Raw genomic sequence first — 22,642 nt, 5'->3', positions numbered from 1 at the left:
CATGGAATATCAACAATCTAAACTCAACCGAATTAAAAGAGGTGCTAATAGAGCCACTTACAATGTAGAAAAAATAAACTCCATTTTAGATGCAGGTTTTTTATGTTATGTAGGCTATATTTATGAAGGAAAACCGATAACAATTCCTATGGCTTATGCCAGAAAAGACAATAAGATTTACATTCATGGTTCTACAGGCAATAGAATGCTTTTGTCTATTTTAAAAAGTAAATCAACCTCGATAACTGTTATGCATTTAGACGGATTGGTTTTAGCACGTTCAGGATTGCATCATTCTGTAAATTATAGATCTGTAACACTTTTTGGCGATTTAAAAAAAATTGAAAACGATGCTGATAAAACCGATATTTTAAAGAGAATTGTAAATCAAATGGTACCAAATCATTGGGATTCTTTAAGACCTATGTATCAAAAAGAATTAGACAGAACTTTAGTGGTAGAATTCACCATAGAAACTGCCTCTGCTAAAATTAGAGATGTTGGTGTAGGTGATGAACCCGAAGATTATGATTTAGATATTTGGGCTGGTATTGTACCCATTAAACAAATTGCAGAATTTCCTATTCCAGACCAAGGTAAACCAGAAAAAATGCAAATACCTCAACATATTTTAGATTATTATGAGAAAAATAAATAAGGAATAATTAAAAAATGATAAATTAGCTCTTTAATTTATCATTTTTTTTATGAAAAAGTTTTTAAAGATTACTGTTGCAATTATCCTATTAATTATTGGTTTTGTTACGATTTATTATTTTGTGAATAATGAAGATTTACCAAAAGGTAAAAAAGGGAAAGATGCAGATGCATTGGCTATAAAAATGTATAATTCAATTAACCATGAAGCTTTTGATAAAACCGAAATTTTAGAATGGAGTTTTAGAAATGCTCACTTTTACAAATGGTACAAACAAAAAAATATAGTAGAAATTTCTTGGGATGAAAACAAGGTGATTTTAAACACCAAAAATAATGCTAAATCAGAAGTGTATATCAACTCTAAAAAAGTTGAAAATGATAAAGTTTTAAAAACAGCCATTGATTATTTTAACAACGATTCTTTTTGGTTAATTGCACCATACAAAATTTTTGATGCAGGCACAGAAAGAAGCATTGTAAAACACCAAGGCAAAGACGCTCTTTTAATAACCTACACTTCTGGTGGTTCTACTCCTGGTGATTCTTACTTATGGATTTTAGATGAAAACTACTACCCTACTTCTTTTAAAATGTGGACTTCTATAATTCCTATTGGTGGTGTTTCTGGCACTTGGTCTCACTGGAAAAACACAGAAGCTGGTATAAAATTACCCACAAAACACACACTTTCTATATTTGGTTTAGAAATAGATATGGGCAATGTAAAAGCCTACAATGCAAAAGCAAATCAACTTGCTGATAAAATTTTAAAAGCCATAAACCATAAAGCGTATAAAGAAACAAAATTTTTAGAATGGAGTTTTGCTGGTAAAAGAAGTTTTCAGTGGGATAAAGTAAACCATATTGTAAATGTTTCTTGGGATGATTTTAGAGTGAATTTACACCCAGAAAATTTAGAAAAAAGTACTGTTTTTTTTAAAGACGAAAGACAAGAAGATACTGATGAAAAAGTGGTAAAAAGAGCTTGGGATATTTTTAATAACGATTCTTTTTGGTTAGTTGCACCTCATAAATTATACGATGATGGTGTTGTTAGAAATATAGAGCTTGTAGACAATAAAGAAGCTTTAAGAGTAACCTATACTTCTGGAGGCACAACTCCTGGTGATTCTTATGTGTGGATTTTAGACGAAAACTATGTACCAAAAAACTATAAAATGTACTTAAAAAATAGAGGTGTACAAGGCAGACCTGCAACTTGGGAAGATTGGATTACCACAGAAAGTGGGGCTTTATTACCAACAAACCACACTTTTTTAAACGGAGGAAAATTAAGCATGGGAGAAGTAAAAGGATATAATTAATGACATCTAAAACAATAGCAAACGGAATTTTAAGGGCCTTAGGAATTCTTCTTGGAATTTTTATCTTGGTGTACTTTTTATATGCAATTCAATCTGTAATTATCTACCTAATTATAGCCGCAATTTTATCTTTAATTGCAAGGCCAATCATCTTATTTTTAAAAAGAAAACTAAAATTTCCAAACACATTAGCTGTAATTACAGCCATGTTTTTTATGTTGAGTTTACTAACAGGTTTAATATTAATGTTTATTCCTTTAGTAGCAGAACAAGGCAAAAGTTTATCTCTTTTAGAAGTAGAACAATTAGAAAAAAATGTTCGTCAAATTTTTAATCAAATTACCTCCTATTTTTCTTCTAAAGGGATTGACGTTTTGGGCGAATTGAAAAATGTAGATTTTTTATCGCAGTTTTTAGAAATTCCTAATTTTTTAAATGCTGTTTTAGGTGCTTTAGGTTCTTTAAGTGTTGGACTATTTTCGGTGTTATTTATCTCGTTCTTTTTTATGAAAGACAATAAATTATTAAAAAATGGTATCATGACTATTATACCAAATGGCACAGAAGATCGATTTTCTAAATCTCTAGAAACCATTAACGATTTACTCTCAAGATATTTTATTGGATTAATTATTCAAATTACAATTTTGTTTGTTTTTTATACCATTATTCTATTAATTTTTGGAATCGACAATGCTGTTGTTATCGCTTTTTTATGTGCTTTGCTAAACCTAATTCCTTATGTTGGCCCAATGATTGGAGCCATATTAATGTGTATTTTATCCATGACCAGTAATATAGAATTAGATTTTCAAACAGAAATTTTACCCACAACAGGGTATATTATGATTGGTTATTTAATTGCACAATTGGTAGACAATTTTGCAAGTCAGCCTATAATATTTTCAAAAACCACAAAATCGCATCCATTAGAGATCTTTTTAGTAATTATAATTGGTGGCTTACTTTTAGGCGTTGTTGGTATGATAACTGCTGTACCACTTTACACGGCTTTAAAAGTAATTTTAAAAGAATTTTTATCAGAAAATAAAATTGTAAAATCCATTACAAAAGATATTTAGTTTTTATTTGAATCCTTACATATTACATAAAGAAGTTCAGAAATTTATCAATGATAATTTAAAATCAGACATCACAAAACTGATTTTAAAAGGCAGTCCTTTTGATGATATTTCTGTACAAGAATTGGCAAATCAAGTAATTGCAAAACAGAAATCTATTGGTAAATTACCAACATGGTTTGCAACAGAATATATATATTATCCACCTAAAATTAGTATTGAACAAACTTCGTCAGAAATTACTGCAAAATACAAATCAAGTTTAATTTCTGGTGATAAAATTATTGATATTACTGGTGGTTTTGGTATAGATTGTTTCTACTTTTCTAAGCATTTTAAAGAGGTAACTCATTGCGAAATTAATGAGGAGTTATCAACAATTGTAAAGCATAATTATCAACAATTAAACACAGAAAATATTACTACTTTTTCTGGAAATGGACTCGATTATTTAAAAAATAACGACGATGTTTTTGATGTGATTTATGTTGATCCTTCTAGAAGAAACGATGCAAAAGGAAAAGTCTTTTTATTTAAAGATTGTTTGCCTTATGTACCTCCAAAAATTGATTTCTTTTTTACAAAAGCCAAACATATTTTAATAAAAGTATCGCCCATTTTAGATATAAAAAACACCATTAAAGATTTAAAAAATGTAAAAGAAGTACATATAGTTGCCATAAATAACGAGGTTAAAGAACTGCTTTTTTTATTGGAAAAAGATTATGTAAAAGAAATTAAAATTAAAACAATAAACTTTGCTAAAAAACACAATCAAGAATTTGAATTTATTTTTGATAGCATAGCAGAATCAATCTATAATGAACCACTTACCTATTTATACGAACCCAATGCAGCCATTTTAAAATCTGGCGGATTTCATCAAATTTCGAATCAATTAGAAGTTTTTAAATTGCATCAACATTCGCATTTATACACGTCAAATCAGTTAATCGATTTTCCTGGAAGACGTTTTAAAATAGAACATGTTCTAAATTACGATAAGAAAAAACTAAAAAAGCTTTTACCAAGCAAAAAAGCTAACATAACTAGTAGAAATTTTCCGAAAACAGTGGCTCAATTTAGAAAAGAAACTAAAATAAATGATGGTGGAAACGTATTTATCTTTTTAACAACAGATCTAAACAATAACCATAAATTAGTTATCTGTAAAAAAGTTAACATTAACTTATCATATTTGTAATATTTTACATTTTTTATTCTTTGTAATTCAAATTATTAATTATATTTGCAGCACTTTATGTGTTTTATTTTTAGGGGTATAAGACACTAAAGCCCAAGTCTCGGTTCAAAATCGGGACTTTTTTTATTACTAATAGTTTTTCATTAAGTTTGTATAGAAAGAATAACTTTCAAAACATATGCAAACAGCTAATTATCAGGGTTTAAAAATATCTGCTAATCATCATTCTAAAATTGATGATCATTTGGTAGTAGAAGCACCATTACAAATTAACATAAATAACGAGCCTTATACAGTAGTTATGCGCACTCCTAATGATGATTTTGAACTGATTAGAGGCTTATTATTTGCAGAAGATATTTACAAAAACAAAGCTTCTCTGCACTTTATTATTGAAAAAGAAACCTTAAAAATACCATCAATAATCAACGTAAATATTCCAAAAGAAAATTTAGGAAAAGGGTATTTAAACAAACGTACTTTATTGTCTGTTTCTTCTTGCGGAATTTGCGGAAAAAAAGAGCTAAAAGATTTAAAAGTTACAGGAGAATCCCTCCAAAAAAGCACTTTTATTACGTCTGATAATTTGCACAAAATGTATGCAGTAATGCATAATTTTCAAGAAACATTTAAAAAATCTGGTGGAAGCCATGCAGCTGCTATTTTTAATAAACAACAAGAACTTTTAACGGTTAAAGAAGATATTGGCAGACATAACACTGTAGATAAAACTGTGGGCGATTTATTACAAAAACAAATTCTTAAAAGCTCCCATTATTTATTAGTGAGTGGTAGAGTATCTTATGAAATTGTTACCAAAGCTTTTATTGCAAAAATACCGATAATTGTTGCTGTTTCTGCATGTTCTTCATTGGCTGTAGATTTTGCCAAAGAATTCGGAATTTGCTTAATAGGCTTTACCAGAAATCAAAAAATGACCATTTACGCGAATCCAAACTATATTAATAAACTAGAGAATGTCTAAAAAAACAAATGCTCAACCACCAGAAAAATTAACAGGAATAGAGTTAAAAGAAATTCCGAAATCTTCTGTTGGTCCAAAAGCTATTGCCACTGCATTAGGCCATATTAAAAAAGAAGTTGGTGCAGTAAAAGGTATTCGTTTATTAAAAAATTTAAATCAAAAATACGGTTTTGATTGCCCAGGTTGTGCGTGGCCAGATCCTGATGAAAAACGTGCTTTTTTAGCAGAATATTGCGAAAATGGTGCAAAAGCAGTTGCAGAAGAAGCTACAAGAAATAAAGTGTCTCCTTTATTTTTCTCTACCTATTCTGTTAGTAATTTGGCCAAATTATCTGATTATGAAATTGGAAAAAAAGGACGAATTACACATCCTGTTTATTTACCTGAAGGATCAGATTATTACAAAGAAATTTCTTGGAAAGACGCTTTTCAATTAATTGCAGAAGAATTAAATACTCTAGATTCTCCTGACGAAGCAATTTTTTATACTTCTGGAAGAACAAGCAATGAAGCTGCATTTTTATACCAACTTTTTGTTCGTGAATATGGTACAAATAATTTACCAGATTGCTCTAACATGTGTCATGAATCTAGTGGAGCTGCACTTTCCGAAACTTTAGGAATTGGTAAAGGCTCAGTAACTTTAGACGATTTTAATCATACAGATTTAATTATTGTTATTGGTCAAAATCCTGGTACAAATCACCCAAGAATGTTATCAGCTTTGGGAAAAGCTAAGAAAAAAGGCAGTAAAATTATCACCATAAATCCTTTGCCAGAAGTAGGATTAATGAATTTTAAAGAACCACAAAACCCTTTAAAATGGGTAGGTTCTGGACAAGATTTAACTGATTTATTTTTACAAGTAAAAATTAATGGTGATGTGGCTCTTTTAAAAATTATTTTAAAATTGATGTTACAACAAGAGGAAAACGTTCCTTATTCTGTTTTTGATTATCAGTTTATAAAAGACAAAACCTACGGAATTGAAGATTTATTAGATGATTTAGAAACCTATTCCATAGAATATCTATTGCCACAAACTGGTTTAACTCTAGAGGAAATTAAAAAAGCTGCTGATTTAATTATCAACAATAAAAAAATGATTATTTGCTGGGCTATGGGTATCACCCAACATAAAAACTCAGTAGATAATATTAGAGAAATTTTAAACATTTTACTGTTAAAAGGCAGTATTGGTAAAAAAGGGGCTGGTACTTGCCCAGTTCGTGGGCACTCTAATGTACAAGGAGATAGAACTATGGGAATTTGGGAAAAAATGCCACAATCTTTTTTAGATAGTTTAGAAAACGAATTCAATTTTAAAGTACCAAGAAAACATGGTTTTGATGTTGTAGATGCTATTAAAGCAATGCACAAAAAGAAAGCCAAAGTATTTTTCGGAATGGGTGGTAATTTTATTTCTGCAACACCAGATACAGAATACACAGCAGAAGCTTTACGCAATTGTAATTTAACAGTACACGTTTCTACAAAACTGAATAGAAGTCATTTAATTCACGGAAAAAAAGCATTAATCTTACCATGTTTAGGTCGTTCTGAAAAAGACATGCAGCGTTCTGGAGAGCAATTTATTTCTGTAGAAAATTCTATGGGTTTAGTTCATAAATCTAAAGGACATTTAAAACCTTGTTCCGAAGATTTGCTAAGTGAAGCTGCTATTGTTGCTGGTTTAGCCAATGCTACTCTAAAAAAAACAAAAACAAATTGGACTAAATTAGTTTCTAATTATGATTTTATTCGTGATAAAATAGAGTCCGTAATTCCTGGTTTTAAAGATTTTAATAAAAGAGTAAGGGTTGATGGTGGTTTTTATTTACCTAATAATGCCAGAGATAATAATTTTAAAAACACTTTTACAGGAAAAGCCAATTTTAGCGTTAATTCTCCTTCTGATATTGTTTTAAAAGACGATCAATTTATGATGATGACCATCAGAACTCACGATCAATACAATACCACAATTTATGGATTAAATGACAGATACAGAGGTATTTTAAACGAAAGAAGAGTAATTCTTATGAATAAAGAGGATATGGATAAATTCGGATTAAAAAAATTAGATTTGGTAGATATAACGAGTCATTTTAATGATGAAAAAAGAGAAGCCAAAGGTTTTTTAGCCATTCCTTACCCAATTCCTAAACAATGTACAGCAACCTATTTTCCAGAAGCAAATGTGCTAGTACCTATTAAAAGTACTGCCAAAATTAGCAATACACCAACATCAAAAACAGTAATTATTTCTATTCAAAAAAGATAATTTTAAATTATGAAAAAACTTATTATTTTATTTGTTATCTCATTTTCTTATCAGTTTTTATCTGCTCAAAATGAAAATTCTCCAGAAAAGAAGAGTCAAAAGGCATTTGGTAAAATAGATTTCTTATCTATAGAAATGCCAGAAACAACAATTCCAAACGAAAAAAATATGGGGTTTACTGGAATTCATTACAACTTAATGTTGAATGATTGGGCCTATGCAGGTGCTGGTATTTACGGAGCAGTTTCTGGAGAAAGAGGAGGCTTTTTTACTTTAGGCGTAAATGCCGGAATTAAAAAATATTTTGGCAATGATTTTTACTTAGATACTGGTTTCCATTTTGGTGGTGGAGGTGGTAAATCTGCTCCAGATGGTGGTGGCGCTTTTATTTTGCCTCATTTTAATTTGGGTTACGATTTTAAAAGTTTTTCTCTAAATTCAGGTTGGTCTTATGTCAACTTTTTTGATGATGGTCTAATAAAAGGACATCAATTTAATGTTGGTTTAGAAATCCCCTTAGACTTTGTATATGCTGATTATAAAACCTCTGAAACTGAGATTGATTTCAAAAATTTAGCAAAGTCAGATTGGAACATCAACTCTAAAAAAACAGCCATGATGTTGCACCTAAATACACTAAAAATTAAAGGTGATACACAAGGGATTAACAATGGTAAAACGATAAAATTAGCAGGTTTTGAGTTCGATTCTTACATCACCGAAAACTGGTTTGCATTTTTAAAAGTAGATGGTGCTTTCGATGGAATTAAAGCGGGTTTTATGGATGTATTTTTAGGTGGTGGATATCACTTTAATCTTTTTAATAATAACACCAACATTTTAGCAAAATTCGGAGTTGGAGCAGCTGGTGGTGGAGGAATAGACACACAAGGTGGTTTTTTACTTTATCCAGATTTGTCTATTGAACAAAGAATTTATAATGATTTATTTATTGCTGTAAACAAAGGTTTTGTACTGTCTCCAAACTCACATTTTAATACATCGTCTTTAGGAGTTGGAATAAAATATTATATTGATAGAAATGGAATTATAGCAGACAAATCTTTTTCTTCTGGAAAATTTAAAGGTTTTGAAGTAATTGTAAAACAGGATCTTTATTTAGATGCTGAGAGAGATGGCCAACCTACAGAAAATTTACATCAAATTTCGCTTCAAATAAATTTAGATTTAAACAAAAATGTTTACGTTGCTGGGCAAACTGCATTTGCTAATTTTGGTAATGCTGGTGCTTATGCAGAAGGTATTGTTGGTTTGGGTGCAAAAACGAATCCTATTGCAAACAATAAAATCACCATTTTTGGCCAAGTTTTGGCTGGTGCTGCTGGTGGTGGAGATATCAGTACTGGCGAGGGTTTAATTTTAAAACCTAGTGCTGGCTTAAGCTATAAACTAAACAACACTTTAAGTCTTAGAGCTGCTGGTGGTTATGTAAAAGCAAAAGGTGGTCAATTAAGTAGTACTTTCTTTAATTTCGGTGTAAAATATCATCTATCATTTTTAAAAATGAAGGAATAAAAGCTTATTTTTAAGAAATAATCACGTCCATAAAAAATGAAAATCAAACGTATTCTCTTTTTCAGTTTTATAATTTTGATACAATCTCAAATTCTTACAGCACAAGAAATTTTTATAACACCTCGTCCTCAAAAAATAATTACTGGGAATAAATCTTTAAAAATAAACTCAGAAACTCAAATTGTTTTTAATGATGATACAAAAACTATTGCCCAAAATTTACAGCACTATTTTAATGATGAGTTTCACCTAAATTTAAAAACTACTGATTTTCAAGACCTAAAAATTAATTTTATCGAATGTAAGATTGATAAAAGTTTTGCTGATGAAAGTTACGAACTTACAGTAACTACTGATAAAATTTCAATTATCGCCAAAAATGAAACGGGTTTATTTTATGGAGTACAAACTTTAAAACAATTGTGTTCTTACAATGCCCATTTTTCTAAATATGAAAAATATTTAGAGGTAAAAGTGGTTAAAATAGAAGATTGTCCAAGATTTAAATGGCGCTCTTTTATGTTAGATGAAGCGCGTTATTTTAAAGGGATGAAACAGGTAAAATTGCTTTTAGATGAAATGGCTTTTTTAAAAATGAATGTTTTTCATTGGCATTTGGTAGATGATCAAGGTTGGCGAATTGAAATAAAAAAATATCCAAAACTAACCGAAATTGGATCTAAAAGAAAAAGTACTCAAATTGGTCCTTTACAATGGGAAAGTCCAATTCAATCTGCAGAACCACATGAAGGTTTTTATACACAAGAAGAAATTAAAGAAATTATACAATATGCAAAAGAAAGACATATTACTGTAGTTCCAGAAATAGAAATGCCTGGGCACTCTACTGCTGCAATTGCAGCTTATCCTTGGTTAGGTACTTCTGGTAAAGAAATCGAAGTTCCTATTAAATTTGGGGTTGGTAAAGATGTTTATAATGTTGCTAACCAAAGAGTAACTGAATTTTTAAAAGATGTTTTAGATGAAGTTATGGAGTTGTTTCCATCCGAAGTTATTCATATTGGTGGTGATGAAGTAAAATACAATCATTGGAAATCTTCTGCATTTGTTCAGAAATATATGAAAGAAAACAACTTGGCAACACCTGCAGATTTACAAGTGTATTTTACCAATTCCATTTCTAAATATTTACAAACTAAAGGCAGAAGAATGATGGGCTGGAACGAAATTATGGGACACAATTTACACTTTTATCAAGATAAAAATGATACCAAAACAACTCAAAAATTAGCGCAAGAAAGCATTATTCATTTTTGGAAAGGCGATGTAGAATTGGCAACAACTGCAGCAAGCAATGGTTATGAAATAGTAAATTCATTACATACTTTTACGTATTTAGATTACCGATATAAAAATTTACCTTTATCAAAAGCCTATGCTTTTGATCCTGTTCCAGAAAAATTAGATCCAAAATATCATCATAAAGTAATTGGTTTGGGTTGCCAAATGTGGGGAGAATGGATACCTACTGATGGCGAAATGCATTACAAGGTTTTTCCTAGAATTGCAGCTTATGCAGAAGTTGGCTGGACAGAAAAAAAACATAAAAGTTTCGGCACTTTTAAAAAATCTTTAAAAAACTTACAAAAAAGATGGACAGCTAAAGAAATTTATTTTGCTCCTGATGAATTTGTTGAAAAAAAATAATAGTAAGATTGAAAGAAATTATATCCATAGCACCAGGAAGAACATGTTTGTTTGGCGATCATCAAGATTATTTAGGATTGCCAATTATTGCTTGTGCCATCAACAGACACATTACTTTAAAAGCCACAAAAAATAATACTGAAATTTTTAATATTGATTTGCCAGACATCAATAAAAAAAGAAAAATTCCGATTTACGAAACTATTGAAAAACTAGAAAAAGAAGATTTTTTACAATCTGCTTTACAAGTTTTAAAAAGATATAATTGTATACCAGATTCAGGTTATGATATTTTAATTACTGGTACAATTCCAATAAATTCTGGTACTTCTAGTTCATCTGCATTAACAGTGGCTTGGGTACAATTTTTATTAAAAGCCTTTGGTCCAGAAAAATTAGCAACTCCAGAAAACATTTCTCAATTAGCTTTTGAAGCAGAAGTTTTAGAGTTTAACAATCCTGGAGGTAAAATGGATCAATACAGTATTGGTTTAGGAAATATTATTTATTTAGAAACTGGTGATGTATTTTCTTATGATGTTTTAAAAGCACCTTTAACTGGATTAATTATGGCAGATTCTGGAGTTCCAAAAGAAACAACTGCTTTATTAAAAAGGCTAAAGACCAATTCTTGGTTGGCTATAAAAGAAGTTCGGAAAAAAATAAAAAACTTTACAGTAGAAACTGCTAATCCTAATGATTTACAAAAATATTTAGATTGTGTTTCATCTGATTTAAAACCTTATTTAGAAGCTGCAATTGGCAATTTTAATGTCACAAAAAAAGCACTAATTGAATTTAAAAAAGAAAAATTAGATATTGTTAAAATTGGGGATTTAATGAATCAACATCATCATTATTTAAAAAATCTTTTAAAAATAACAGTTCCTAAAATTGATGCTATGATTGATGCTGCTCATACTGCAGGTGCTTTAGGCGCAAAAATTGTGGGTTCTGGAGGTGGAGGAAGCATTGCTGTTTTATCACCTAAAAATAAAGAAGAAGCTATAAAAAAAGCACTTTTAAATGCAGGTGCAAAAGATGTTTATATTGCTGCTGTAGATCAAGGAGCTAGAATTGAATAAAAAATATGATGCACGATAATTTAATAATTTTAGCTGGAGGAATGTCTTCTAGAATGAAAAAACCTGCTACTTCTAAATCTGTAAATGATGAAGAAATTAATCAAGCAAATAATAGAAGTAAAAGCTTAATTAGTGTAAGTAATTCTGGTAGACCTCTAATGGATTATCTTTTATTTAATGCAAAAAAAGCAGGTTATAAAAACATCTATATTGTTATTAATGAAAAAGGAGGGTTGTTTAAAGAATTTTACGGGCAAAAGAGTAAAAACAATAATTTTAACGGATTAAACATCTCTTTCCCTATTCAATACATTCCAAAAAATAGAGTTAAACCTTTTGGAACTGCAGATGCAGTTTTTCAGGCTGTAGACCAATTTCCAGAACTACAAACCCAACAATTTACGGTTTGTAATAGCGATAATTTATATTCAGAAAATTCTTTAAAATCATTAAGAGAAACAAGTCATTTAAATGCTTTAATTTCTTTTGATAGAGATGCATTAGAATTTTCTTTAGAAAAAATTTATTCTTTTGCAATTATGAATTTGGATGATAAAAATCACCTAAAAAACATTATCGAAAAACCGACTTTAGAAGAAGCTGAAAATTATAAAGACGAAAAAGGTAAAATTAGAGTTAGCATGAATATTTTTAAAATGGATGGTAAAATGATGTATCCTTATTTAAAAAATTGTCCTATTCATCCTAAGCGAAATGAAAAAGAATTGCCAACTGTAGTTTTAAATGCTATAGCAGATAACCCTGATGCGTTTTTGGCAATTCCGCTTTCTGAACACGTACCCGATTTAACTGCTAAAGACGATATTATCATCATTAAAGAATATTTAAAAAAGCATTTCCCAGATACTTTAAATTGGTAATTATTAAATTTCTATATTGCAAGCAGCCTAACCATCAATAAATTTTTATGGTCAATTTAAGTACATTAGATTATGTATTAATCATTACGTTTTTTTTAATCACTTTATTTATTGGGATTTATGTCTCTAAAAAATCAGGAAAAAACTCAACCGAATTTTTTCTTTCCGGGAGAAATATGCCTTGGTGGTTATTAGGGGTTTCTATGGTTGCCACTACTTTTTCTACAGATACTCCTAATTTTGTTACTGATATTGTTAGAAAAGACGGAGTTTCATCAAATTGGATGTGGTGGGCCTTTTTAATAACTGGATTATTAACTGTTTTTGTTTACGCAAAATTATGGCGAAAATCGAATGTAAAAACAGATATAGAATTTTACGAATTGCGGTATGGAGGTAAACCTGCCAAATTTTTAAGAGGATTTAGAGCTTTATATTTAGGCTTTTTATTTAATATTTTTGCAATGGCTGGTGTAACTTTAGCTGCCATTAAAATAGGAAGCATAATGCTTGGTTTACAACCTTGGGAAACCATAATTTATGCAGGCACAGTTACAGTTATTTTTAGTGCTTTAGGAGGATTTAAAGGTGTTGTTTATACCGATTTTTTATTGTTTTTTACAGCAATGGCTGGTGCAATTGGTGCAGCTTATTATTTAGTAAACTTGCCAGAGATTGGCGGAATTCAGGCTTTAATCACTCATGAAAATGTGGTAGATAAAATTTCTATTTTACCCGATTTTAATAATACAGAAGCCATTATTACACTTTTAATAATTCCTTTAGCTGTACAATGGTGGAGTTCTTGGTATCCTGGTTCAGAACCTGGAGGTGGTGGTTATATTGCACAAAGAATGTTAGCTGCCAAAGATGAAAATCATGCAATTGGGGCTACCTTTTTCTTTAATATTATGCACTATGCTTTACGTCCTTGGCCTTGGATTTTAGTTGCCTTAGCCTCTTTAATTGTATTTCCAGATATTGCTAGTATTCAAGAAGCTTTTCCTAATATTTCTGAGAGTAAATTAGGTGATGATTTAGCGTATTCTGCCATGCTTACAAAATTACCAAGTGGTTTATTAGGCTTGGTTTTAGCCTCTTTAATTGCTGCATATATGTCAACGATTTCTACGCATTTAAACTGGGGATCATCTTATATAGTGAATGATTTTTACAAACAACACATCAAAAAAAATGCTTCAGAAAAACATTTGGTTGCTGTAGGCAGAATTTCTACAATTTTATTGATGATTTTTAGTGCACTTTTTGCATTGTACTTACAAAATGCAAAACAACTTTTCGACATTATAATTATGTTTGGTGCAGGTACAGGTTTAATTTTTATTTTAAGATGGTTTTGGTGGAGAATTAATGCTTGGAGCGAAATTTCTGCCATGATTGTTTCTGGTGTAATTTCTTTAATTTTTTCATCAGAAAGTATTAGTAGTTCCTTTTTTGGTGCTGATGGATTTTTACCTCTTTGGGCTAAATTACCAACAATCGTTTTTATTACCACTGCAATATGGTTATTATTTACCTTTTTAACTAAACCCGAAAAACACGAAGTTTTAGAAAAATTTTACTTAAAAACAGAGCCTGGAGGTCCTGGGTGGAAAACAGTTTTAAACAAAATACCTAATAATAAAACTCTATTAGAAGCCAATAAAAACTGGAATGTACCTTCTGGAATTTTAGCTATGTTATTAGGTTGTGTTTTAATTTACAGTTGTCTTTTTACCACTGGTTATTGGATTTATGGTAATTACAAAACGGCTATTATAACCACAATTATAGCTATTATAGCTTGCGTTTTATTAATTAAAACCTGGAAGAAAATAAAAAGTGATGTTTTGTAAATTTTAATTTTTTAATGTTTCTCTTAAAATTATTTTAAAAATATCGTATATTCGATGCTTTATTTTAAAACCCTTAAAATTCCCCAATATTATGGACAAAGACACCATAAGACAAGTCCTTTTACTTGTAATAACAGCTATTGTATTATATTTTTCTGGCCTTTACATATTTTCGATTGGTAATTTAAAATCTCTTGAACAAGGTTTAATCGTTATGATTTTCTTCTTCGCATTTTTCCCTTTTTTAAGCGTATTTACAAAATTGACTTTTAAGGTTTTAAAATTATTGATAAGAACAAAAAACTACTTATAAAAGTATATTTTTCTATAAAACTAAAAGCTGATATTTAAAAAATATCAGCTTTTAGTTTTTGTATAAACAAGGATTATTCTTTAATAAATTAAGGGTTTTACCTGATAAGTTAAGTCGATTTAACAATTATCTTTGTGACAAGCCCCCAGCTTTATTAATTATTTGAACTAGGTTAATCTTCATTCTACCAAAATCGCCTTGATAGAATGAAGATTTTTTAATGCTATCGAATTAACTTTTTATACTTAATACGTTTTGGCATTAAATCTCCACCCAAACGTTTCTTTTTATTTTCTTCGTAATCAGAAAAAGAACCTTCAAAGAAATACACTTGACTATCGCCTTCAAAAGCTAAAATATGTGTACAAATTCTATCTAAAAACCATCTATCGTGACTAATTACTACTGCACAACCTGCAAAGTTTTCTAAACCTTCTTCTAAGGCTCTTAACGTATTTACATCTAAATCGTTTGTTGGCTCATCTAAAAGTAAAACGTTACCTTCTTCTTTTAGCGTCATTGCCAAATGCAATCTGTTTCTTTCTCCACCAGAAAGTGTATTCACTTTTTTATTTTGCTCACTTCCAGAAAAGTTAAAACGGCTTAAATAGGCTCTAGAATTTACTTGCTTGCCTCCCATCATTACCAAATCTTGACCATCAGAAAAGTTTTCCCAAATGGTTTTATTAGGATCAATGTCTGAATGTGCTTGATCTACATAAGCTATTTTAGCAGTTTCACCTACTTTAAAATTACCATTATCAGGAGTTTCTTCTCCCATAATCATCTTGAAAATGGTAGTTTTACCAGCACCATTTGGCCCAATAATTCCAACAATTCCTGCTTGTGGAAGATTAAACTCTAAGTTTTCATAAAGAATCTTATCATCAAAAGCTTTAGAAACACCTGTAGCTTCAATAACATTGGTTCCTAAACGAGGTCCATTAGGAATATAGATTTCTAATTTTTCATCAACTTGTTTTTGATCTTGACTCATTAATTTGTCATAATTCTTCAAACGCGCTTTCTGCTTTGTTTGACGCCCTTTTGCACCTTGACGAACCCACTCTAACTCTCGTTCTAAAGTTTTTTGACGTTTAGAAGCTGTTTTGCTTTCTTGCGCCATTCTGTTTGATTTTTGATCTAACCAAGAAGAATAATTCCCTTTCCAAGGAATACCTTCTCCTCTGTCTAATTCTAAAATCCAACCTGCAACATTATCTAAGAAATATCTATCATGCGTTACAGCAATTACAGTCCCTTTATATTGCGCTAAATGATGCTCTAACCAATGTACAGATTCTGCATCTAAGTGGTTGGTAGGCTCATCTAATAATAAGATTTCTGGTTCTTGTAATAACAATCTACACAAGGCAACACGTCTTTTTTCTCCTCCAGAAAGTACTCCAATCTTTTTATCAGAATCAGGAGTTCTTAAAGCATCCATTGCAATTTCTAATTTGGTATCTAATTCCCAAGCATTGGCAGCATCAATTTTATCTTGTAATTCTGCTTGCTGGTTCATTAGTTTTTCCATCTTATCTGCATCAGAATAGACTTCTTCTAAACCAAACATGTCGTTAATTTTGTTGTATTCATCTAGAATTGCAACAGTTTCTGCAACACCTTCTCTAACAACCTCGATTACTGTTTTTTCTGGATCTAATTGAGGTTCTTGTTCTAAATACCCAACTTTATAACCAGGTGAAAAAGTAACATCACCTTGAAAATTCTTTTCTACACCAGCAATAATTTTTAATAATGTTGATTTACCTGATCCGTTTAAACCAAGAATACCAATTTTAGCACCATAGAAGAAACTTAAATAAATATCTTTTAATACTTGTTTTCCTGTTGATTGATAGGTTTTAGAAACCTTATTCATGGAAAAAATGACTTTCTTATCGTCTGACATTTTAATATGTTTTTTTAAAATAAATGTAAAATTGCTACAGAAATTTGTAGACTTTATACTCTTCCTTTAAGAGCATTAAATACCCAAGCTATACAGAAAAAACCAAAACCAACAGTTGCAAAACCCCATCCTGCAACATCTTTGTATCTGTATCCTCCTAATAAAATTAACACTATACCCATTACTATCATTAATAATGTAGCCCATCCAAGTACAGTATTTTTATTCATTGCCATATTTCCTATCCGTTTGTTTTAACAGCAAATATGAGAAAAAATAAGGAGATTTTAAAGCGAACCCCATAAAATGTAAAACTCATATTACTGTTAATTATAAAATTAATTCTACATTAAAAAAAAAAAAAAAATAAAATTTTAATATATAACTAAGAATTAAAAAAATTAAAAAGTGATTTTATTGTCTGCGCATTCCTCCTGAGCCACCACCTCTACCATTCATTCTTTGCATTCTATTTTGCCCATTGTTATCGGGTCTTTTAGGTTGTAAGCTTTCTTTGATGTTGTTCTGATATTTTAGCCATTTTTTATTTTGCTTCTCAGACAAAATTTCTTCTAAAGTTTTATTTAAAACCTCTTCATTACTTAATATTTCATCTTTAATTGGTCGAATTACCTTACCAATGGCTTTTCTCATATTTTGTCTTTCATCAGAATTGGATGAATTGTCTTGCAGATTTGTAGGTTGAGAATCTCTCATTGCAGCCATTAGCTTATCTAAATCGTTTAATTTTACTGAGTTTAAAAACGCAATTTCTTTAATTTTAAAATTGTAATTACTTAAAGCTTTTTTTACTTTAAATTTTAATTGATCGTCTTTAACTTTTATTTTTTTAATGACCTCATCAGTTTCATAATAAAAAATACCTGCAGCATCACTTGCCTTAAATTCCTGAACCTGTCTTGTTGCTCCTTGTCTGTTTTGTTGATTCATTCCACCTCCACCATTTCTCATACCTTGAGAAAAAATGAAACTACTTACCAATAAAAGTGTTGCAAAAAATAGATATTTCATGATGTTTTTTAATTGTCTATAAAAGTTTAGAGTCTATTTTTACTAAAAACTTGTGCTACAAAGTCAATTTAAATCTAATTACAAACTAGCTGCTAATCTTGCTCCTTGATTTATAGCTCTTTTAGCATCTAACTCACTTGCCACATCAGCCCCACCAATTACGTGTACATTTTTGCCCAAATCTAGTAAAGGTTGATACAATTCTTTAAAAGGTACTTGCCCAGCACAAATAATTACATGATCTACATCTAAAACCACATCTTCATTATTTTTACTATAATGCAAACCTTGATCATCTATTTTGTTGTAAGTAACTTCTCCTATAAACTGAACTTTTTTCTTTTTTAAAGTAGATCTGTGAATCCAACCTGTTGTTTTACCTAGATTTCCACCAAATTTACCTTTGCTTCTTTTAAACATGTAAATTTCTCTTGGTGAAGCTTCAACCTCTGGTTGAATACCTTCTATTCCACTTCTTGCTTTTAAAGATTTATCAATACCCCATTCTTTTAACCAAGCATCAATATTTAAAGCTGTAGATTCTCCTTCGTGAGACAAATACTCAGAAACATCAAAACCAATACCACCTGCACCAATAACTGCAACTTTTTTACCTACAGGCTTTTTATGTTTTAAAACATCGATATAACTCAAAACTTTTGGGTGCTCAATTCCTTCAATTTTTAATGCTCTTGGTTTAATTCCAGTAGCTAATACAATTTCATCAAAATCAGAATTTTGAAAATCTTTTTCTGATACTTTGGTATTTAGTTTTAAATCTACATTGTGCAATTCAATTTGCTTTTTAAAATATCGAATGGTTTCGTAAAATTCTTCTTTACCCGGAATTTGTTTAGCCATATTAAACTGACCTCCAATTTCTGAAGCTGCATCAAACAAAGTAACAGAATGTCCCCTTTTTGCTGCAATAGTTGCAGCAGCCAAACCTGCAGGACCTGCACCAACAACTGCAACTTTTTTGGGATTATTTGTAAGATTATAATTTAATTCTGTTTCATGACAAGCTCTAGGATTTACCAAACAACTGGCTACTTTTCTTTGAAAAACATGATCTAAACATGCTTGATTACAACCAATACAAGTATTTATTTCATCACTTTTATCAGCTTTAGCTTTATTTACCCATTCTGGATCTGCTAAAAAAGGACGAGCCATAGAAATCATGTCTGCATGGCCTTCTGCTAAAACTTTTTCTGCAGTTTCTGGCATATTTATTCTGTTAGAAGTTATCAACGGAATTGAAATTTCTTCTTTCATTTTTTTGGTAACCCAAGTAAAAGCAGCTCTAGGTACAGAAGTAGAAATTGTTGGTATTCTTGCTTCATGCCAACCAATACCTGTATTTATAATGGTTGCTCCTGCTTTTTCTATTGCTTTACCCAATTTTACAATTTCTTGCCAAGAACTTCCATTTTCTACCAAATCTAACATCGATAATCGATAAATGATAATGAAGTTTTCACCCACAGATGCTCTAATTTGTTTTACAATTTCTACAGGTAAACGCATTCTATTTTCATAATCACCTCCCCAATTATCAGTTCTTTTATTGGTTCTTTTTGCAATAAATTGATTGATTAAATACCCTTCAGAACCCATTATTTCTATACCATCATAACCTGCCATTCTCGATAATTCTGCACAATTCACAAAATCTCTGATAGTTCTTTTAATACCCAATTTTGTTAATTTAAAAGGTTTAAAAGGCGTTATTGGCGATTTTATTTTTGAAGGAGCAACATTAAAAGGATGATAACCATACCTACCTGCATGTAAAATTTGCATACAAATTTTGCCTCCTTCTTTATGGACTGCTGCTGTTATTTTTTGATGATGAATAGCATCTTTTTCTCTAGACATTCTTGCTGCAAAAGGACCTGTCCATCCTTGTATATTTGGCGCAATTCCTCCAGTTACAATTAATCCTACACCTCCTTTAGCACGTTCTGCATAATAAGCAGCTATTCTATCCATTCCATTTTTTTCTTCTTCTAAACCTGTATGCATAGACCCCATTAATATTCTATTTTTTATGGTTGTAAATCCTAAATCTAATGGTTCAAAAATGTGCTTATACTTCATATCTCTAAAAATTTAAATTTATTATGCATGCATAATACTTTGCAAGATATGTTTATTTTTTGAAATGAAAAAGCCAAAGAATTTGATTCTTTGGCTTTGTATAAATAATTAAGAAAAATACTTAAATGGGTACATCAATTACCAATAATTTACTTGCTTTTGATGCTGTAATTTTAACCTTTTCTACATTTTCAATACCAATTGCATCTCTACTTTGCAGTTTTTCATCAGCAATTTCAACTTCACCATCAATTAAAAAAAAGTAAGCTCCGTTTTTTAAACCATACTCAGTTGTATAATTTTTATCCATATCAATTAGATATAAATAAGCTTGTTGATTTATAGGTAAAGAACCATCAATCTGTTTGTCTTTTGGCGATACTAAAACCTGAAATCTATTGTTGCGTTCTGTAATATCAAAATATTTTTGATTGTAATAAGGCTCAACTTCTTGTTGTTCTGGAAGTATCCAAAGTTGTAAAAAATTAACCTCATCTGTTTTACTATCGTTAAATTCTGAATGCGTTAAACCAGTACCTGCACTCATTACTTGTACTTCTCCAACTTCTATTGAGCGTTGATTGTTCATACTATCTTTATGAGAAAGTGCACCAGAAATCGGAATCGAAATAATTTCCATATTTCTATGAGGATGTGTACCAAAACCCATTTTTGGCTGAACAACATCATCATTTAAAACACGTAACATTCCAAAATTCATTCTTTCAGAATCTTGATAACTGGCAAAACTAAAAGTATGATGCGATTTTAACCAACCATGATTGGCATAACCTCTTGTATTTGCTTTGTGAATTGTTTTTTTCATGATAATTATTTTAATATTGTTCTAAACTTAATTTTGAGTCACTAATTTTGCGTTAGCGATTGAAATGGCATCCTTTTTTGTTTTTCACAAAAAAGATATAATGGAAAGCGCGACCTTTTTAGGTAACGCCCAAAGATTAATATAAATATCCCATTTTTCCTTGCTGATAATCTCTCATTGCTTCTAAAATTTCGGTTTGCGTATTCATTACGTAAGGTCCATATTGTGTAATTTTTTCGTTGATAGGCTCACCTGAAAGAATCAATAAATTACTTTTTTGTTGCGCTTTAAATTGAATGGTATTTCCATCTTGATTAAAAACAATCATTTGATTTTCACCCTTTTTTAAAACATCAGAATTGTTGACCAAAATTTCTCCATCTAAGAGATAAATTAAAGATTGATGTGTTTCTGGTATATTAATTTCTAGATTACCATCTTTATCTGCATTGGCTGTAAACACATGAACTTCGGTTTGTGTTTTTATTAATCCTGATGTGTTTTTTTGATGGCCTGCAATAATATTTAATTGTATTTTTTTATCATCAGAATACAATTTAGGAATCTGTTTTTCTTCTAAATGTTGATAATTAGGCGTCATCATTTTGTCTTTAGCAGGCAAATTTAACCACAACTGAATCCCTTCTAAATCGCCACCTTTTTTTACAAATTCTTTGGTGGGAGCTTCTGCATGAATAATTCCTCTGCCAGCTGTTGTCCATTGAACTCCACCTGCTTTTAAAATCATTTCATTTCCAAGAGAATCTCTGTGTAATTGCTCGCCTTTAAACAACAAAGTTATGGGTTCAAACCCTCTATGAGGATGAGGACCTAAATCTAATGGATTGTTAAATTCTGAAATTGCATAAGGGCCATAATGATGTAATAATAAAAACGGATCTACATTCTCTAAACCTTGTGTTGGTAAAGGTTGACGCAATTTTATGGGTCCCATATTTACAAGCGGACTAGATACTAATTTCTGTGTGGTTTTATAGGTTTTCATAATTTACAATTATTACTTTAAAATTTGAAAAAAAATTAGCATCATTAAAAAACAGAATAGATTATTTTTCTTAAAAAAATAACTTGTTTTACCTTAGTTTGTCTAACAAATTGCTTAATGTTTTTGCCTCTTCGTCTGTAAGGTTATCTAAATAGGTTAGTGTATTTTCTACGTCTATTGTAGATAAAAGCGCTAAACCTTGTTTTGTTATTTTAACATAAACTACTCTTCTGTCATGTTCACAACGTTCTCTTTCTATCAAACTTTTATCACACAACTTATCCATTAAACGAGTTGCGTTTGGTGCTCTTTCTATCATTCTGTCCTTTACAATTTGCACCTTAATTTTGTCTTTTGCTCCTCTTAAAATTCTTAAAATATTGTATTGCTGAGGCGAAATTCCATAGGGTTTAAAAAACTCATTCTCTTTGCTATTTAACCAATTAGACGTGTATTTTATATTGATTAATGCTTTTAACTTTTCGTTTTTAAAGCTAGTGTTGATGTCTTTTGAAATATCTCCCATATATTCAGTGTTCATTGTTTAAACTTAAAGAGTTTGACAAGCTCTGTCTGACATTTAATTATTTTATAATTTTATTCTTGCTTATTTCTTGTCTCTTAAAATTATTTACGCTCGTAACTTTAAATCTTGCATTATTTTATTAAATTCTTCTGTAGTTGGAGTTAAAAAAACTTTATCGTTTACAAACAAAGTTGGGTATTTTGCAACTCCATTATACAATTCTTTGCTGTGTTCTCTGGCTTCAACATCTTTAGAAATATCTTTATAAGTGTAAGGAATATCAGTTGAATTTAAAAAGTTTTTAAAGGCTACAGTATAGGCATGTCCCGATTTTCCGTATAAAATAATTTTCATA

General features: G+C 30.2%; 19 protein-coding genes. 11 read left to right on the top strand and 8 right to left on the bottom strand.

What is annotated here, in order from left to right:
* The first annotated feature begins 1 nt into the window (after window position 1).
* From ACWYN7_RS11025 to ACWYN7_RS10975, 11 genes are all read left to right on the top strand, one after another.
* A complete protein-coding gene (locus ACWYN7_RS11025; protein WP_462859997.1) occupies window positions 2-658 on the top strand; it encodes a pyridoxamine 5'-phosphate oxidase family protein in 657 nt (218 codons plus the stop codon).
* 49 nt (window positions 659-707) lie between these two features.
* The gene (locus ACWYN7_RS11020) at window positions 708-1,985 is read left to right on the top strand and encodes a hypothetical protein (protein ID WP_462859996.1); all 1,278 of its coding nucleotides are present in this window, start codon (window positions 708-710) and stop codon (window positions 1,983-1,985) included.
* Window positions 1,985-3,067 carry an AI-2E family transporter gene (locus tag ACWYN7_RS11015; RefSeq protein ID WP_462859995.1) on the top strand — a complete coding sequence of 361 codons (1,083 nt, stop codon included), beginning with the start codon at window positions 1,985-1,987 and terminating at the stop codon, window positions 3,065-3,067. The genes ACWYN7_RS11020 and ACWYN7_RS11015 overlap by 1 nt, the downstream gene beginning before the upstream one ends.
* A 7-nt stretch (window positions 3,068-3,074) precedes the next feature.
* On the top strand, window positions 3,075-4,271 hold the full coding sequence (locus ACWYN7_RS11010) for a class I SAM-dependent methyltransferase (RefSeq protein ID WP_462859994.1): 1,197 nt from the start codon (window positions 3,075-3,077) through the stop codon (window positions 4,269-4,271).
* Between the two features lie 178 nt (window positions 4,272-4,449).
* Window positions 4,450-5,256, top strand: a complete 807-nt coding sequence (fdhD, locus tag ACWYN7_RS11005; protein ID WP_462859993.1) for a formate dehydrogenase accessory sulfurtransferase FdhD — start codon at window positions 4,450-4,452, stop codon at window positions 5,254-5,256.
* Window positions 5,249-7,540, top strand: coding sequence for an FdhF/YdeP family oxidoreductase (locus ACWYN7_RS11000; RefSeq protein ID WP_462859992.1), 2,292 nt, complete (start codon window positions 5,249-5,251; stop codon window positions 7,538-7,540). Before fdhD ends, ACWYN7_RS11000 begins: the two co-directional genes overlap by 8 nt.
* Window positions 7,541-7,549: 9 nt before the next feature.
* A complete protein-coding gene (locus ACWYN7_RS10995; RefSeq protein ID WP_462859991.1) occupies window positions 7,550-9,076 on the top strand; it encodes a hypothetical protein in 1,527 nt (508 codons plus the stop codon).
* 36 nt (window positions 9,077-9,112) lie between these two features.
* Entirely contained in the window at window positions 9,113-10,744 is a 1,632-nt protein-coding gene (locus tag ACWYN7_RS10990; protein ID WP_462859990.1) for a beta-N-acetylhexosaminidase, read from the top strand.
* Window positions 10,745-10,752: 8 nt separating this feature from the next.
* The gene (locus tag ACWYN7_RS10985; RefSeq protein ID WP_462859989.1) at window positions 10,753-11,829 is read left to right on the top strand and encodes a mevalonate kinase family protein; all 1,077 of its coding nucleotides are present in this window, start codon (window positions 10,753-10,755) and stop codon (window positions 11,827-11,829) included.
* Between the two features lie 5 nt (window positions 11,830-11,834).
* Window positions 11,835-12,710 (top strand): sugar phosphate nucleotidyltransferase, encoded by an 876-nt coding sequence (locus tag ACWYN7_RS10980; protein ID WP_462859988.1) that lies wholly within the window; start codon window positions 11,835-11,837, stop codon window positions 12,708-12,710.
* A gap of 47 nt (window positions 12,711-12,757) precedes the next feature.
* The gene (locus tag ACWYN7_RS10975; protein ID WP_462859987.1) at window positions 12,758-14,566 is read left to right on the top strand and encodes a sodium:solute symporter family protein; all 1,809 of its coding nucleotides are present in this window, start codon (window positions 12,758-12,760) and stop codon (window positions 14,564-14,566) included.
* A 536-nt stretch (window positions 14,567-15,102) separates the two neighbouring features.
* Here the strand turns inward: ACWYN7_RS10975 and ettA are convergent.
* The 8 genes from ettA to ACWYN7_RS10935 form a co-directional block, all read right to left on the bottom strand.
* On the bottom strand, window positions 15,103-16,794 hold the full coding sequence (ettA, locus tag ACWYN7_RS10970; protein ID WP_462859986.1) for an energy-dependent translational throttle protein EttA: 1,692 nt from the start codon (window positions 16,792-16,794) through the stop codon (window positions 15,103-15,105).
* A 53-nt stretch (window positions 16,795-16,847) separates the two neighbouring features.
* The gene (locus tag ACWYN7_RS10965) at window positions 16,848-17,030 is read right to left on the bottom strand and encodes a CAL67264 family membrane protein (RefSeq protein ID WP_462859985.1); all 183 of its coding nucleotides are present in this window, start codon (window positions 17,028-17,030) and stop codon (window positions 16,848-16,850) included.
* A gap of 178 nt (window positions 17,031-17,208) precedes the next feature.
* The gene (locus tag ACWYN7_RS10960; protein ID WP_462859984.1) at window positions 17,209-17,826 is read right to left on the bottom strand and encodes a hypothetical protein; all 618 of its coding nucleotides are present in this window, start codon (window positions 17,824-17,826) and stop codon (window positions 17,209-17,211) included.
* A gap of 78 nt (window positions 17,827-17,904) precedes the next feature.
* A complete protein-coding gene (locus ACWYN7_RS10955) occupies window positions 17,905-19,929 on the bottom strand; it encodes an FAD-dependent oxidoreductase (RefSeq protein ID WP_462859982.1) in 2,025 nt (674 codons plus the stop codon).
* 121 nt (window positions 19,930-20,050) lie between these two features.
* Window positions 20,051-20,755, bottom strand: coding sequence for a pirin family protein (locus ACWYN7_RS10950; protein WP_462859981.1), 705 nt, complete (start codon window positions 20,753-20,755; stop codon window positions 20,051-20,053).
* A gap of 136 nt (window positions 20,756-20,891) precedes the next feature.
* Entirely contained in the window at window positions 20,892-21,761 is an 870-nt protein-coding gene (locus tag ACWYN7_RS10945; RefSeq protein WP_462859980.1) for a pirin family protein, read from the bottom strand.
* Between the two features lie 88 nt (window positions 21,762-21,849).
* The gene (locus ACWYN7_RS10940) at window positions 21,850-22,287 is read right to left on the bottom strand and encodes a MarR family winged helix-turn-helix transcriptional regulator (protein WP_462860092.1); all 438 of its coding nucleotides are present in this window, start codon (window positions 22,285-22,287) and stop codon (window positions 21,850-21,852) included.
* A gap of 105 nt (window positions 22,288-22,392) precedes the next feature.
* Window positions 22,393-22,641 (bottom strand): glutaredoxin family protein, encoded by a 249-nt coding sequence (locus ACWYN7_RS10935; RefSeq protein WP_462859979.1) that lies wholly within the window; start codon window positions 22,639-22,641, stop codon window positions 22,393-22,395.
* Between the last annotated feature and the right edge of the window lies 1 nt (window position 22,642).

Source organism: Polaribacter sp. M10 (assembly GCF_054968445.1).
Note: the sequence above shows the minus strand (reverse complement) of the source record. Positions and strands in the feature narration are given on the sequence as shown.